The 17,464-nt window shown below is 68.6% G+C and carries 3 protein-coding genes; all 3 read left to right on the top strand.

What is annotated here, in order from left to right; genetic code table 11:
* Positions 1-4: 4 nt before the first annotated feature.
* The 3 genes from ACREPD_RS13070 to rpoH all read left to right on the top strand — a co-directional run bounded on the left by ACREPD_RS13070 (position 5) and on the right by rpoH (position 17,398).
* Positions 5-12,319 (top strand): Ig-like domain-containing protein, encoded by a 12,315-nt coding sequence (locus ACREPD_RS13070; protein WP_431599742.1) that lies wholly within the window; start codon positions 5-7, stop codon positions 12,317-12,319.
* A 4-nt stretch (positions 12,320-12,323) separates the two neighbouring features.
* A complete protein-coding gene (locus tag ACREPD_RS13075) occupies positions 12,324-15,977 on the top strand; it encodes a hypothetical protein (protein ID WP_431599743.1) in 3,654 nt (1,217 codons plus the stop codon).
* A gap of 545 nt (positions 15,978-16,522) precedes the next feature.
* The gene (rpoH, locus tag ACREPD_RS13080) at positions 16,523-17,398 is read left to right on the top strand and encodes an RNA polymerase sigma factor RpoH (protein ID WP_313344523.1); all 876 of its coding nucleotides are present in this window, start codon (positions 16,523-16,525) and stop codon (positions 17,396-17,398) included.
* Positions 17,399-17,464: the final 66 nt, after the last annotated feature.

A 17,464-nucleotide genomic window follows, 5' to 3' on the forward strand; every position in this document is an offset into this window, starting at 1 on the left:
ACGCATGGCAACAACCGGCACACACGGCAGGGCACGCATGGCTTCGGCCGGCATCGCGTACGCGGTGGCCCTGTTGGCGGTGCTGCTGTCGCCATCCGTCTCCGCACAGAGCTACCCGAATCCGCTGAGCAACACCGCCACGGTCACCGCGCCGGTGGATGTCGGCGACCCGACACTGGGCAACAACACCGCCATCGACGCCAACGCGCTGGCGCTGCAGGCGCAGCTCAGTGTGACCAAAACGCTGCTGAGCGCGTCCCCCGTGGCCGCCGGCGGCGCCGTGCAGTACCGCATCCAGGTCAGCAACGCCGGTCCCTCGGCGGCCAGCGCCGTGGGCGTGGTCGACACCGTGTCCGCGTTGCTCACCAACGTCACCTGGACCTGCCAGCCCACCACCGCCGCCTCGTCGTGCGCGTTGGCCAGCGGTGCGGGCAACGCCATCAACGTGCAGGTCAATGTCGGGGTAGGCGACAGCGTCGTGCTGCTGGTCAACGGCAGCGCGCCCACCTCCACGCCCGCCACGGTGCCGGCCAACAGCGTGTCGCTGGTGCTGCCGCCGGGCACGACCGACCCGACCCCGGGCGACAACAGCGCGACCACCCCGGCGGTGCCGGTGCAGGCCAACGCGCTGATCGCCAACAACGACACCTTTGCCACGGCCATCTCCTCGACCACGGGCGGCAACACGCCCAGCGTGCTCACCAACGACACCCTCAACGGTGCACCGGTGAACGGGGCCAACCTGATCATCGCGCTGCAGAACGCGCCGGCCGGCTTCACCATCAACGCCGCCGGTGTGATCGCGGTCCCCGCAGGGGCCGCCGCTGGCGCCACCGCGCTGACCTATCAGATCTGCGAGAGCGCCTCGCCGACCAACTGCGCCACCGCTACCGCCAGCCTCATCATTGCCCCGACGGCGGTGAATGACAGCTTCAACGCTGTCGGCGGCAGCGCGTCGTTGAGCGGCAGCGTGGCGGCCAACGACAACGCGCCGGCCGGTGCGGTGTTCAGTGCGATCGGCACCCCGCCGGCCGGGCTCACCATCGCCAGCGCCGGTACGTTCACCTACGCGCCGCCGGGCGGCATCGTCGCGCCGAGCGCATTCCAGTACCAGGTCTGCCTGCCGGCACCGAACGCCACGGTCTGCGCCACCGCCACCGCGGCGATCGTGGTCAACGCCAATGCGCTGGTTGCCGTGGATGACACGCTGACCCCGCCGATCGCACCCGGTGTCGGCGGCCTTACCGCCAGCGTTCTGCAGAACGACACCTTCAACGGCGGCGCGGTGCCGCAGGCGCAGGTCACGCTGAGCCTGATCGGCGCGCCGACCGGCTTCGCCATCAACGGCAACGGCAGCATCCAGGTGCCGGCGACGGCCGCGGCCGGCCCGCTCGCGCTGACCTACCGGTTCTGCGAAAACGCGTTGCCGGCCAACTGTGCGACCGCCACCGCCAACCTGGTGGTCAGCCCCGACGCGGTCAACGACACGGTCACCACGCCCGGTGGCGGCCAGCCCGCGACCGGCAGCCTGGCGGCCAACGACAACATCGCCAGTGGCTCTACCTACACCCTGGGCACCGCGCCGACCCGTGGCACGGCCGTGGTCAATGCCGACGGCACCTTCAGCTACACCCCGCTCAACGGCAACACCGGGCCGGACAGCTTCACCTACCAGGTCTGCCTGCCGGCGCCGAATGTCGGTGTGTGCGACAGCGCCACGGTCAGCGTGAACGTCGCGGCGAACCAGCTGGTCGCGGCGAACGACGTGTTCGCCACGCCGCTGCAGCCGGGGACCACCACCACGGTGAGCCTGCTGGGCAACGACACGCTGAACGGCGCGGCGGTGGTGCCGGCGGCGGTGACGTTGACCCTGAGCGGCGCACCGCTGGGGTATGCAACCAATGCCGCCGGGCAACTCTCGATTCCGGCCGGTGCCGGCGCTGGCGCGGTCGGCTTCAGCTACCAGCTGTGTGAAGTGGCCACGCCAACCAGCTGTGCCACCGCCACTGTGCAGCTCGTGATCGCACCCGATGCGGTCGACGATACCTTCGTGGCCACCGCAGGCGTCGCCTTCAACGGCAGCGTCACCGGCAACGACAACGCCGGCGCCAACGCGCAGTTCAGCCTGCTGGCCGTGGCCGCGCATGGCACCGTCACCGTCAATGCGGATGGCAGCTTCATCTACACCGCGCAGGCGACCTATACCGGTCCGGACACCTTCCGCTACCAGCTGTGCCTGCCGGCGCCGAACAGCGGCGTGTGCGACGCGGCGACGGTCACCGTGAACGTCGCTCCCGGCGTTGTCGTCGCCAGCAATGATGATTTCACCGCCACGCCGCTGACCAGTGCGGGCGGCCTGACCGCCAGCGTGCTGGCCAACGACACCTTCAACGGCGCGCCGATCACGCCGGCGCAGGCCGCGCTGTCGCTGATCAATGCGCCGCCGGCCGGTTACACGCTCAATGGCAATGGCCAGCTGCTGGTGCCTGCCGGTGCGCCGGCCGGTCCGATCAGCCTGACCTACCAGCTCTGCCAGGCAGGCACGGGCAACTGCGCCTCCGCGACCATCGCGGTGGTGATCGCGCCCGATGCCGTGGCCGATGCCTATGCCACCCAGGTGGCCACCCCGGTGAGCGGCAACGTGTCGGTCAACGACAACGTCGCCGCCGGCACTACCTTCGCCATCAGCGGTGCGACGCCGCCGGGCCTGGTGTTCGCTGCCGACGGCAGCTTCACCTATACCCCGCCGGCGCAGTTCACCGGCACCACCACCTTCAACTACCAGGCCTGCCTGGCGGCGCCGTTCGCGGCTGTGTGCGATATCGCCACGGTCACGCTGAACGTCAATGCCGGCACGCTGGTCGCCAATCCGGATGACTTCCGCGGCGCCATCATCAACCCGGCCACCGGCGGCACCACCAACAGCGTGCTGGCCAACGACACCATCAACGGCGCGGTCCCTCCCGCACCTGCACAGGTGATACTGAGCCTGGTGGGTGCACCGGCAGGCTATGTGCTCAACAGCAACGGCACGATCTCGGTACCCGGCGGCGCGGCGGCCGGTGCGGTCACCTTCAGCTACCAGCTGTGCGAAGCGGCGTTGCCGACCAACTGCGACACGGCGGCGGTGCAGCTGCTGCTCGCGCCGGTGGCGGTCAATGACAACTTCAGCACCCAGGCCGGCGTGGCGCTGACGGCCAGCGTGGCAGGCAACGACAACGTGCCCGCCAACAGCAGCTTCGCGCTCAGTGGCGCCGCACCTGCGGGCCTGGTGTTCACCGCCAATGGTGGTTTCACCTACACCCCGCCGGTGGGAACGCAGGGCGTGGTCACGTTCGCTTACCAGGCCTGCCTGCCCGCACCGAACGCGGCCGTCTGTTCGGGCGCGACGGCCACGCTGAACGTCAATGCCGGCACGCTCGTTGCCAACGACGACGATTTCCGCGGTGCACCGATCAATCCCATGGTGGGCGGCACCACCGTCTCGGTGCTGGCCAACGACAGCCTGGATGGCACGTCGCCGCCGGCGTCGGCCAACGTGCTGCTGAGCCTGGTCGGTGCGCCGTCCGGCTACACGCTGGCCGCCGACGGCACCGTGAGCGTTGCCGCCGGTGTGCCGGCGGGCGCCGTGACGCTCACCTATCGCCTGTGCGAAACCGCGCTGGACAGCAACTGCGATTCGGCGCAGGTGCAGCTGCTGGTGGCGCCGCTCGCGAGCGCCGATGTGTTCTCCACGCCTGCGGGGCAACTGCTGGCCGGCAATGTCGGCAGCAACGACAACGCGCCGGTGGGTGCGGTGTTCACCCTCACCGCCGCCGCGCCTGCCGGCTTGCAGTTCGGGCCGGACGGCAGCTTCCTCTACACGCCGCCGGCAGGGTTCACCGGCCCGGTCGCGTTCACCTACCAGGTCTGCCTGCCCGCACCGGACACCGCACAGTGCAGCACTGCCGGTGCCGTCATCAACGTCAATGCCGGCACATTGGTCGCGCGGGACGACGACTTCAGCGCCACCCCGTTGGCTCCGGGCAACAACAGCCCCACCAGCGTGCTGGTCAACGACACGCTGGACGGTGCCACGCCGCCATCGTCCGCCAACGTCATCCTCAGCCTGGTCGGCGCACCTGCCGGGTATGCGCTGGACATCAACGGAATACTGCAGGTGCCCGCCGGCGCTGCCGGTGGCGCCACGGTGCTGACCTACCAGGTCTGCGAAACCGTGCTGCCGAGCAACTGCGCCAGCGCGACCATCCGGCTGGTGGTGACCCCGGCGGCCAGCGACGATGCGTTCTCGACGCCTGCCGGGCAGGCGCTGAACGGCAGCGTCGGCAGCAACGACAACGTGCCTGCCGGTGCGCTGTTCACCCTGACCGGCGCCGCGCCGGCCGGGTTGACCTTCAACGCCGACGGCAGCTTCCTGTACCTCGCACCGACCGGCACCGTTGGGCCCATCAACTTCAGCTACCGGGTCTGCCTGCCGGCGCCGAACGGCGCGCTGTGCGCCACGGCCAACGCCGCCATCACCATCACCGTCGGCACGCTCGCGGCGGTCAACGATGATTTCAGCACCGCCCCGATCAACCCGGTGAGCGGTGGCAGCACCGCATCGGTGCTGCTCAACGATTCGCTCAACGGCGCCACGCCGCCGGCCGCCGCCGATGTGCTGCTGTCGCTGCCCGGCGCGCCGGCCGGCATCAGCATCAACGCCGACGGCACGGTAACCGTGGCCGCCGGCACCGTCGCCGGCGCCAGGAATCTCAACTACCAGCTGTGCGAAGCGGCGGCACCGGGTAACTGCGCCATCGCGGCGCTGCGCCTGGTGGTCGCCCCGGCGGCCGTGGACGATGCGCTGTCCACCTCGGTTGGCGTTGCGCTCACCGGTTCGGTGGCCAGCAACGACAACGTGGGCACCGGCGCGCAGTTCAGTGTGTCCGGCGCCGCCCCGGCCGGGCTGGTGTTTGCCGCCGATGGCACGTTCACCTATACGCCGCCGGCAGGGTTCAGTGGCCCGGCCACCTTCACCTACCAGGTCTGCCTGGCCGCGCCCGATGCGGCGGTGTGCAGCACCGCCAATGCAACCATCCACGTCAACACCGGCACCCTGGTGGCGGTCGATGACACCTTCGCCACCCCCATCGCGCCGGGCACGCCGTCGCCCACCGTGCTGGCCAACGACACCCTCAACGCCGTCACGCCGCTGCCGGCCGATCTACTGCTCTCGCTGATCGGCGCGCCGACCGGCTTCACCATCGCCGCCGATGGCACGATCAGCGTCGCCACCGGCACGCTGTCCGGTGCCACCACGCTCACCTACCAGATCTGCGAAGCGGCCGCGTCCACCAACTGCGCTACGGCAACGGTCGCCCTGGTGATCAGCCCGGCGCCGGTCAATGACGTGTTTGCCGTGCAGGCCGGCCAGACCCTCAATGGCTCGGTGTCGGGCAACGACAACACGCCGATCGGTTCCGCCTACACGCTGCAGGGCACGCCCCCGGCGGGCGTGACGTTCGCCGCCGATGGCAGCTTCAGCTACACGCCGCCGGCTGGCACCACCAGCCCGACCAGCTTCACCTACCAGGCCTGCCTGCCGGCACCGAATGGTGCGGCCTGCGGCACGGCCACGGCGACGTTGAACATCAACAACGGCACACTGGTGGCGCGTGACGATGCGTTTGGTGCAGTAGCACCTGGCGGCATCACGCCCAGCGTGCTCGGCAACGACGTGCTCAACGGGGTGAGCCCGCCGGCCGCCGCCAGCGTCGCGCTGTCGCTGGTCGGAGCGCCCGCCGGTTTCACGCTCAATCCCAACGGCACGCTGTCGGTCGCGGCCGGCGCACCGGCTGGTGCGATCACGCTGCGCTACCAGATCTGCGAAACCGCCGCGGCGAACAACTGCTCCACCGCCGACATCGCGCTGGTGGTACGCCCCACACCGGTGGACGACGTCATCGCCGTGCAGTCCGGCCAGGCCAACACCGGCAATGTGTCGGGCAACGATGGTCTGCCCGCCGGCTCCACCTGGAGCGTGGCGGTGCCGCCGCAGGGCCTGGTGTTCAACAGCAACGGCAGCTTCACCTACACGCCGCCGGCCGGGACGATCGGTCCGGTGACCTTCAGTTACCAGGCCTGCCTGCCGGCACCGGACGCGGCCGTGTGCGGCAACGCCAACGCCACGCTCAACATCGGCGTCAATGCCGTGGTGGCCAACGACGACACGTTCGCGGTCCCGCTCGGCGCCGGCTCGGTCACGCCCAGCGTGCTGGCCAACGATTCGCTCAACGGCGTCACCCCGCCTGCGGCGGCGGCCGTGCAGCTGCTGCTGGTGGGCGCACCGACCGGCTTCGTCATCAACAACGACGGCACCGTGCAGATTCCCGCCGGCACCACCGCGGGCGCCACGCTGCTGACCTATCAGCTGTGCGAAAGCGCGTCGCCGACCAACTGCGCCACGGCCGCCATCCGCTTCGTGATCGCGCCCGCGCCGCAGAACGATGCGTTTGCAGTGCAGGCCGGTGGCACGCTCAACGGCAGCGTGGCCCTCAATGACAGCATGCCGGCCGGTTCGCGCTGGGCCGTGCAGGGCACCGCTCCGGCGGGCCTGGTGTTCAATGCCGATGGCAGCTTCACCTACACTCCGCCGGTGGGGACCACCGGTGCGGTGACCTTCACCTACCAGACCTGCCTGCCGGCGCCGAACGGTGCCGTGTGTGGCAATGCCACCGCCACGCTCAACGTCAACCTGGGCACCCTGGTGGCCGGCGACGACAGCTTCACCGGCGTGGCACAGGGCGGCTCCACCCCGAGTGTGCTCGGCAACGACGCGCTCAATGGCGTCAGCCCGCCTGCGGCGGGCAGTGTGCAGCTCACCCTGGTGGGCGCCCCCGGCGGCTACACCATTGCGGCCGACGGCACGATCGCCGTGCCGGCGGGGACCATGGCGGGCACGGGCACGCTGACCTACCAGATCTGCGAGACCGCCGCGCCGGGCAACTGCGATACCGCAACGGTGACCTTGGTGATCAACCCGTCGCCGGTGGACGACGCCTATGCGGTACAGGCCGGCGGCACCATCAGCAACGGCAACGTGGCCGCCAACGACTGGATGCCGGCCGGTTCCACCTGGGTGGTGCAGGGCGCCACACCGGCCGGCCTGGTGTTCAACGCCGACGGCAGCTTCACCTACACCCCGCTGCCGGCCACCGTGGGCCCCGTGGTCTTCACCTACCAGACCTGTCTGCCCGCGCCCAACGCCGCCCTGTGCGGCACCGCCAACGTCACGCTGAACATCAACTCCGGCACCTTGGTGGCCGTCGATGACACGCTCACCGGTGTCGCCGCCGGTGGCACCACGGCGAACAGCGTGCTTGCCAACGATGTGCTCAATGGCGTGACGCCGCCGGCGCCGGCCAACGTGATCCTGAGCCTGGTCGGCGCGCCGGCCGGTTTCGGCATCACGCCTGCGGGGGCGATCACCGTGGCGCTCGGCACCGTGTCCGGTCCGACCACGCTGACGTACCAGATCTGCGAAGTGGCCGCACCGACCAACTGCGATACCGCCAGCGTGACCGTCGTGGTCAATCCGACCCCGCAGAACGATGCCTTCACCGTGCAGGCGGGGCAGACGCTGCGCAACAGCGTAGCGACCAACGACAACCTGCCGGCTGGCGCCAGCTTCACCGTGCAGGGCGCACTGCCTGCGGGCCTGGTATTCAACACCGATGGCACGTTCGCCTATACCCCGCCGATCGGCACGACATCGCCGGTGAGCTTCACCTACCTGGCCTGTCTGCCGGCACCCAACGGCGGGCTGTGCGCGCCGGCGACCGTCACGCTGAACATCAGCAACGGCACCCTGGTGGCGGGCAACGACACGCTCAGTGGCGTGGTCCCGGGCACCACCTCCGCGGCCAGCGTGCTGGCCAATGACAATCTCAATGGGGTATCGCCGCCGGCCGCTGCCGACGTGGTGTTGACGCTCATCGGCGCGCCGGCGGGCTTCGCGATTACCCCCAGCGGCACCATCACCGTGTCCAGCGGCGTCGATGCGGGCCCCACCACGTTCACCTACCAGGTCTGCGAAGCGGCGGCGCCGGGCAACTGCGCCACCGCAAGCGTGACCGTGATCGTGACGCCCACGCCGCAGAACGACGCGTTCTCGGTGCTCGCCGGGCAGAGCCTGTCCAGCAGTGTGGCTGGCAACGACCGCATGCCGGCCGGCTCGAGCTGGGCCGTGCAGGGCACCCCGCCGCCGGGCCTGCTGTTCAACCTGGATGGCAGCTTCACCTACACCCCGCCGGTCGGCACCCCCAGCCCGGTGGCCTTCACCTACCGCACCTGCCTGCCTGCGCCGAACAACAACCTGTGCAGCACCGCCACCGCGACGGTCAACGTCAACAACGGCACGCTGACCGCGGGCGATGACACCCTGGCAGGCGTGTTGCCGGGTGCGACCACCGGCGGCAGCGTGTTGGCCAACGACAGCCTCAACGGTGTCAGCCCGCCGCTGCCCGCCAACGTGGTGCTGAGCCTGGTGGGCGCGCCGGCCGGCTTCAGCATCAACCCCGATGGCACGATCGCGGTCGGCAGCGGCGTCGTTTCGGGCCCGACCACCATCACCTACCAGATCTGCGAAGCGGCCGCGCCGGCCAACTGCGATACCGCCAGCGTCACCGTGGTGGTGACGCCGGCACCGCAGAACGATGCGTTCGCCGTGCGGGTGGGGCAGACCCTGGCCAACACCGTCGCCGCCAACGACAGCGCGCCGATGGGCGCGGTGTATACGCTGCAGGGCGCCTCGCCTGCCGGCTTCGCCTTCACCGCAAGCGGTGCCTTCACCTACACCCCGCCGGTGGGCGCGGTGGGCCCGATCAGCCTGACCTACCAGGTCTGCCTGCCCGCACCGAATGCCAGCCTGTGTGGCCAGGCGTTCATCACCATCAGCATCAACAACGGCCAGCTGGTTGCCGGCGACGACACGCTCACCGGCGTCGCACCGGGTACCACCTCCGTCGCCAGCGTGCTGGCCAACGACAGCCTCAACGGCGTCACTCCGCCGGCGCAGGCCGATGTGGTGCTCAGCCTGGTCGGCGCGCCGAGCGGCTTCACGATTGCGCCGGATGGCAGGATCAGCGTCGCCATCGGCACGCCGTCGGGCGCTACCCCGCTGACGTATCAGATCTGCGAAGCCGCGGCACCGACCAACTGCGATACCGCCAGCGTGACCGTGGTGGTCGGCCCGGCACCGCAGAACGACGCCTTCACCGTGCAGGTCGGGCAGACGCTGAGCAACACGGTGTCCGGCAACGACAACATGCCGGCGGGTGCCGCGTACACGCTGCAGAGCACACTGCCTGGGCTGTCGCTGGCGGCCACCGGTGCGTTCACCTACAGCCCGCCGGGCGGCACGCCCAGCCCGACCGGCTTCACCTACCAGACCTGCCTGCCGGCGCCCTATGCGACCGTCTGCGCCACGGCGACTGCCACGATCAACATCAGCAACGGCAGCCTGGTTGCCGGTGCGGACGTTCTGCCCGACGTGCTGCCGGGGACGACCTCGGCCACCAGCGTGCTGGCCAATGACCAGCTCAACGGCGTCAGCCCGCCGGCGCCCGCCACGGTGCTGTTGACCCTGGTCGGTGCGCCGCCTGCCTTCACCATCAATGCCGACGGCACGATCAACGTGGCGGCCAGTGGCGTGGTGTCCGGTGCCACCGTCCTCACCTACCAGATCTGCGAGGCGGCCGCCCCGGCCAACTGCGCGACCGCCAGCGCCACCCTGGTGGTCACCCCGGTGCCGCAGGCCGATGCCTACACCGTGCCGATCGGGCGTCCGACCACCGGCAATGTGGGGTCCAACGACAACGTGCCTGCCGGGGCGGTATTCACCGTGACCAGCGGTGCGGTGCCGGGCCTGGTCTTCGACGGCACGGGCGCGTTTACCTACACGCCGCCGTCGGGCACCACCGGGCAGGTGAGCTTCACCTACCGTGTCTGCCTGCCGGCGCCGTACAGCGCGCAATGCGGCGATGCCACCGTCACGCTGACCCTGTCCGGTTCGGCCAACGTGGTGCTGGCAGTCAACGATGACTTCACCAGCACCCCGGTGGACCCGTCGGTGGGCGGCACCATCGCCCGCTCGGTCCTGGACAATGATTCGTTCAACAACGTCTCGCCGCCGCCGGTCGGCAGCGTCATCGCCAGCCTGACCGGCAGCACGCCGGGCTACACCATGAACAACCTTGGCCAGATCATGGTCGCGGCGGGTGTGCAGGCCGGACAGGTGCAGCTGGCCTACCAGCTGTGCGAGAACGGGGTGCCGACCAACTGCACCACCGCCATTGCCACCGTGCGCGTGCAGGGCCCGGTCGGGGCACTGCTGGCGGTGGACGACAGCGGCGGCCCGGTGGGCCCGGCAGGGCGGGTACGGCTGTTGAACGTGTTCACCAACGACACCTTCAACAGCGCACCGCTGGATCCGGCGCAGGTGAGCTTCACCCCGGTCGCCACCAATGCGCTGACTTTCAGTGCGGATGGCTGGGTGAGCGTGGCGGCCGGCCTGCCGGCGGGCAGCTACACCACCACCTACACGCTGTGCCTGGTCAACCAGCCCACGGTCTGCGACAGCGGCACGGTCACCGTGACCGTGATCGCCGCCGAACCCGGGGTGGATGCGGAGGATGACCGTGTGGAGCTGCCGCAGGACGGCGTGATCGAGATCGACGTGCTCGGCAACGACCGCGTCAACGGAACGCCGATTGATCCGGACAGCGTCACCCTGAGCATCGTCACCCAGCCGCCGTACGGCACGGCCACGGTGCTGCCGCGGGCCCGCATCCGCTTCGCCGCGCTGGCCAACTTCTCCGGTGTGCAGAGCTTCGACTACCAGGTCTGCGACGTTGCCGATCCGGCCATGTGCGCCACGGCGACCGTCACCGTGACGGTCGACCCGAACGTGCTGAGCCTGGGCGATGATGCGGTGAGCACCAGCGGCTCCGGGCCGTTGCTCATCAACGTGCTGGCCAACGACAGTGCGCGCGCTGCGCCGCTGGACCCGGCGTCCCTGCAGGTGGTCGTGGCACCCACCCATGGCGCCGTGCAGTGTGCCAACGGTGTGTGCACCTACACCCCGACGGCGGCTTTCGCCGGTACCGACAGCTTCCGCTACCGCATCTGCGACGTGTCCATCCCCACGCCGCTGTGCGCCGAAGCCAACGTCTCGGTGACGGTGGCGGGTGAACAGGCGGTCCTGCGCCTGACCAAGGTGGCGGCCAAGCGCAGCGCGCAGATCGGCGACCTGGTGCGTTACACGGTCACCATCGACAACGTCGGTGAGGTCGATGCCAACGGCGCCACGCTGCTGGATACGCTGCCGCCAGGCTTCACCTTCGTCAGCGGCGGCTTCGCGGTACAGGATGCGGACAACGATGCGCGCACCAGTGGGGTTCAACCGCTGCGTATCGATGGCATCGATATCCCGGTCGGCGAACGCGCCACGGTGGTGTACTACCTGCGTGTCGGTGCGGGCACCGGTACCGGTGTGCACACCAACCGCATCACCGCCATCGATGGGCAGAACCGCACCATCGGCAACGTGGCCTCGGCGGATGTCGATATCACCACCGATCCGCTGCTGGACGAAAGCCTGATCGTGGGCAGTGTGTTCGACGACCGCAACGGCAACGGCATCCAGGATGACGGTGAGCGTGGCATTCCCGGCGTGCGCGTCGCCGCAGTGGAAGGCCTGCTGATGGAGACCGACGCGTTCGGTCGCTACCACCTGCTCGGCATTCCTGGCGGTCAGGCGCGCGGGCGCAACTTCATCCTGAAGGTCGACCCGTCCACCTTGCCGGCCGGTGCGCAGTTCACCACGCCCAATCCGCTGGTCCGCCGGATCACGCCCGGGCTGCCGGCACGCTTCGACTTCGGTGTGCGGATGCCCGACGGTGCCCTGCGCAGCGGGCCCTCCGCCGGCGCCGGGGTACCACGGCCGGCGCACATCGAGCTCGGCGATGCCCTGTTCGCGCCGGGCAGTGCACGCCTACCGGCCGACCGCAGCGCGGTACTCGCCAAGGCCGCGCAGGCGCTGGAAACGCATGCGGGGGGACGACTGACATTGACCGCCACCGCGGCGCAGTCCGCACTTGCACAACAGCGCGCACGCGCGCTGCAGACGGCCCTGCGCCCGCTGGTGGGCGATGCCGTTGCCGCCGCCACCACCATCGATGTGCTCGCCGCCGATGGCAGCACGCTGCATTCGCGGCGCCTCGATGATCCTCCCGCGTCTCCTGACGGACCCGACAGCTCGCTCAGGGAGGGGCGCTGACAGCATGGACATTCTTCTGAGCCCGACTCCGATTTCCTCCCGTTTCGCCGTACGCGTGGCAGGCGTGCTGTTGCTGGCCGCGTCGCCGGCCTTCGCCCAGCAGGCTCTGCCGGCCGATCCGCCCGCGTCGGTTCGCTGCGAGGGCGACAGCTGCCGCAGTGATGACGGCCTGCTCATGCGCATCCGCGACGATGCCGATGCACCCGTCGTGGGCGCCGTGCCGCAGGGACCGGCGACAACACCGGATGTCGCCACGCCCAATGGCCAGTTCATGGCCGAGCTGCCCAACGGCGGTGTGGTGTGGGCCACCGAGGATCCCACCATGGTGCCGCCCAGCCTGAGCGTGCAGGCGGCCGCCACGGTGCCGTTCGAGAACGGCCGGATCGTGCGACCGCTGCGCTTCCACAGTTACAACAACTACGCCTCCTTCATCCAGAAGCTGGAGGTGACGCTGTACCGCGGCACCGATACCGACCTGGTCACCCCGTTGGCGCGCATCGAACTGCCGGCGGACTACGTGGGCGATGCGGAGTGGAACGGCGAGGTCCCGGCGCAGATCAAGCTGCGTACCGGCGATGACCTGATCTATGTCGCACGCGCCTACGGTGCCGGCGGCGCCTTCGACGAAACCCGCATCCAGCGCATCCAGCTGGTCACCCCGGAAGACTTCGACCGCGGTCTCCAGGTCACCCGCGACAACGTGCAGAAGACCCTCGGCCAGGCCCTGGACGGCGAAGGCGCGCAGGACCTGCAGGTCAGCAACAGCATCTACGGCCAGAGCATGCTGCGGCTGCAGAACATCCCGATCCACGGCTCGCGCGTTCGCCTGTACGGGCGTGGCCTGGAGCCCAACAGCCGGGTCCGCATCAATGGTCAGGACTTCCCGGTCGATCTGGAGCAGAAGTTCGCCGCCGAGTTCCTCGAGCCGGTCGGCCAGCACCGCTACGACGTCAACGTGGGCTCGCGCGATGTACCTGATGCGCAGCGCCAGCTGGACGTGGACGTCACCGGCCGCTACCTGTTCCTGGTTGCCATCGCCGACGTGACCCTGTCCAAGAACAGTGCCAGCGGCAACGTGCAGCCGCTGGCGGCCGACAACCGCGACGACGACGGCTTCCTCAGCGAAGGGCGGTTGGCGTTCTACCTGAAGGGAAAAATGCGTGGCAAGTATCTGGTTACCGCGCAGGCCGATACCCAGGACCGCGAACTGAAGTACCTGTTCCGCGATTTCACCCAGGCCGACGCGCAGGACGTGTTCCGCCGCCTGGATCCGGACCTGTACTACCCCGTGTATGGCGACGACTCCACCACCTACCGCGACGTGGACACCCAGGGTCGTCTGTACCTGCGCGTGGACTGGGACCAGAGCCAGGCGCTGTGGGGCAACTTCGCCACCGGCATCACCGGCACCGAATACGGCCAGTACGTGCGCTCGCTGTACGGCGGCGCGTTGAACTGGCGTTCGCTCGAGGCAACCCCATTGGGCGAGGCGCGCTCGCAGTTGAAGGTATTTGGTTCGGAGGCGCAGTCCGCGCCGGGCCACAGCGAGTTCCTCGGCACCGGTGGCAGCCTGTACTACCTGCGCCATACCGACGTTCTGCCCGGTTCGGAGCAGGTGGTGCTGGAAGTACGCGACCGCACCACCGGCCGCACCGAAACCCGCGCGACGCTGCAGGAAGGCGTGGATTACGAGATCGACGATCTGCAGGGACGGCTGATCTTGACCCGGCCGCTGGCGCAGCTGACGCGCGAGAATGTTCGCAGCATCACCCGCGACATGCCGCTGGATGGCTACGACCAGTTGCTGCTGGTGGACTACGAATACGTGCCGCTGGGCTTCAGCAGCGACGACGTCACCTACGGAGCGCGTGGCCGGCAATGGCTGGGCGACCACGTGGCGATCGGCGGCACCTGGATCGACGAAAACCGCAGCGGCGAGAACTACAGCCTGAAGGGCGCCGACCTTACCCTGCAGGCGGGTCGCGGCACGTATCTGAAGATGGAACAGACCCGCACCGATGCCACGGCTGCACCGGTGTTCTATTCGGACAACGGCGGCCTCAGCTTCATCCGTCGCAACCCGTATGAAGGCCGCCGCTCGGGCACGGCCAGTGCCGTGGAAGCGCGGGCCAACCTGCGCGAACTGGGGTGGACCGCGCAGGACTGGAGCCTGGGTGCCTGGTGGCGCGACGTGGACGCGGGCTTCTCGGTGGCGCGCCAGGACACCGGCGAGCCGATCCAGGAATACGGCGCGGAGTTCCTCGGCTACTTGAACGACGACTTCAGCCTGTATGGCCGGCATACCCGCACCGAGCAGGGCGAGCTGGCGTTGGAGCAGACCCAGCTCACCGCGGAATGGCGGCTGGGCAACGACGGCCAGCTGTCGGGTGAGCTGCGCCGCGTGCGCGAAGAGCAGCAGACACAGGACGTGGATGCGCTGCTCGCCGCGATCGGCTATCGCCAGCGCTTCGGTTCCTCATGGGAGCTGTACAGCACCGGCCAGGTCACGCTGGACGACGACGGCGGCGCCTACGAGAAGAACAACCTGCTGACGCTGGGCGCGCGCTATCTGTTCGGTGATCGCAGCAGCGTGGGTGCGGAAGCCAGCACCGGCAGCCGCGGCAACGGGGCCAAGGTCGACGCCGAGTACCGCATGGCGCCCGACCACAGCCTGTACGGCAGTTACAGCTACAGCACCGACCGCACCGGCACCGACCCGCTGTTCGACACCGGCCTGCAGAGTGGCTGGACCATCGGCCAGCGCTGGCGCCTGAGCAACCAGGTCAACGTCTACAACGAGAGCCAGTACCTCAAGGACCGCCGCCAGGACAGCGCCGGGCTGGTGCATACCTTCGGCATGGATTTCTATCCCGCACAGGGCTGGAACCTGGGCTTCACGCTGATGGACGGCCAGCTCGACTCCACCGCCGGCCGCATCGACCGGCGCGCATACAGTGTCAGCGGCGGCCGCACCGACGCGGTCACGCAGTGGAGCAGCAAGCTGGAATACCGGCATGACAGCGGTGCCGAGCAGCGCGAGCAGTGGGTGACCACCAACCGCCTGCTGTACAAGCTCAACGAAGACTGGCGCTTCGCGCTGCGTGCCAACTACGCCGACACCGACGACCGCATCAACCCGGTGGCCGACGCCAAGCTGGTGGAGACCAACGTGGGCTTCGCCTGGCGCCCGCACGACAACACGCGCTGGGCGGGCTTCGGCAAGTTCACCTATCTCTACGACGTGGCGTCGCTGGGGCAGGAGGGCGGCAATCTGTATGACCAGCGTTCGCAGGTGCTGTCACTGGAGGGCATCCGCCAGCTCGGCGTGCGCTGGGAGCTGGCCGCCAAGCTGGCTTCGCGCTGGGGCGACTACCGCACCGGACGCGGTGAGGGTGCCTGGCTGGACAGCCGCGCCGATTTCGCCGCGCTGCAGCTGCGCTACCGCCTGTTCGCCGAATGGGAAGGCCTGGCCGAACATCGCTGGTTGAAGGTGCGCGATGGTGGTGCGCGCAAGGGCTGGCTGCTGGGCGTGGACCGTCGGGTGGGGGAGAACTTCAAGGTGGGCGTGGGGTACAACTTCACCGAGTTCAGTGATGACATGACGGAGCTGCGGTATGACCAGCAGGGGTTCTTCTTGAATATGGCTGGGTATTATTAGGTTTGGTGTTGTGTGGGGGGCCATTCGTTGGCTTCGTCATTGTCTGGCCTGCCACCCACCTCCTCCGTCATTGCCGGGCCTGCCACCCATGGGGTGGCACTACCGGGCATTTCGCTCTTGCTTCGGTTGGTTTGGCTTTGCTTTGCTTCTGCCGCGGTAGAGCCACGCCCTGCGTGGCTGGCGGGATCACCGGGCAGATCGGACACCCGCTGGGTAGAGCCTGGCCATGCCTGGCTGGGGGCCGCAGGCCCCTTCTTTGGGCTGACGTTCATGTCGGCGGGGCCTCAGGGCTGAATGCCTGGCAACGTTTTCATGCTGAATGGGCTTGGGGATGTGGGATTGTCCGGCCCAAAACGACGCGGACGTGACGTTTTCTCTCGTATCGTCCTGATTTACAAGGAAATGTGGTGTCGGCGCGGTGCACTCGCCACTGTCACCATTTCGCGGTAGTTATCCGGGTGATCTGCGCCAGTGTTGCACCCATAGGACGCTGGAACTTTTTAACCCTTTAGCAGTCCAAATCCCGGACTGCTAAGATGAAGACTATGAGCCAGAACATGTCTACTGCCCTTGTGGCAAACAATCTTCCGATTCCCAGTGCGCTCGGTTCGCTGGACGCCTACATCGGCGCCGTGCACCAGATCCCGGTGTTGACGGTCGATGACGAGCAGGACCTGGCGCGCCGCTTCCGCGACGACCAGGACCTGGACGCCGCGCGCGAACTGGTCCATTCCCACCTGCGCTTCGTGGTGCACGTTGCCCGTGGCTACAACGGCTACGGCCTTGCGCTGGGCGACCTCATCCAGGAAGGCAACATCGGCCTGATGAAGGCCGTGAAGCGCTTCGACCCGGAAATGGGCGTGCGCCTGGTGTCGTTCGCCGTGCATTGGATCCGTGCCGAAATGCACGAGTTCATTCTCAAGAACTGGCGCATCGTCAAGGTCGCCACGACCAAGGCGCAGCGCAAGCTGTTCTTCAACCTGCGCAAGTCCAAGACCCGTCTGGGCTGGATGAACGCGGCGGAAGTCAGCGCGGTGGCCAAGGACCTCAACGTCTCCGAACGCGAAGTGCTGGAAATGGAGTCGCGCCTCTCGGGTCGCGATATCGGTTTCGACGCGCCCGCCGATGAAGACGAAGAGCGTGCACCGCCGTCGCCGGCCGCCTACCTGATGGCCCAGGACGAAGATCCGTCCATGGCCTACGAGCGCGCCGACAGCGAAGACAACCAGCTGCAGTTGCTGCGCGAAGGCCTGGCCGAACTGGATGCCCGCTCGCGCGACATCATCCGTCGTCGCTGGCTGGACGCCGACAGCAAGGTCACCCTGCAGGAGCTTGCAGATGAGTACGGCGTCTCGGCCGAACGCATCCGCCAGGTCGAGGCGAACGCGCTGAAGAAGATGAAGGCGCTGTTCACCGCGTAAGCCGGTGGCACTGCACCCAACAAAAAACCCGGCGATGCCGGGTTTTTTGTTGCAGCACGCTCACCG

Source organism: Stenotrophomonas sp. (genome assembly GCF_050737075.1).
Classification (GTDB): domain Bacteria; phylum Pseudomonadota; class Gammaproteobacteria; order Xanthomonadales; family Xanthomonadaceae; genus Stenotrophomonas.

Bases quoted from the DNA above. Each gene is read 5' to 3' on its own strand.
- rpoH (WP_313344523.1), top strand. From the start codon at position 16,523: ATGAGCCAGAACATGTCTACTGCCCTTGTGGCAAACAATCTTCCGATT.
- ACREPD_RS13075 (WP_431599743.1), top strand. From the start codon at position 12,324: ATGGACATTCTTCTGAGCCCGACTCCGATTTCCTCCCGTTTCGCCGTA.
- ACREPD_RS13070 (WP_431599742.1), top strand. From the start codon at position 5: ATGGCAACAACCGGCACACACGGCAGGGCACGCATGGCTTCGGCCGGC.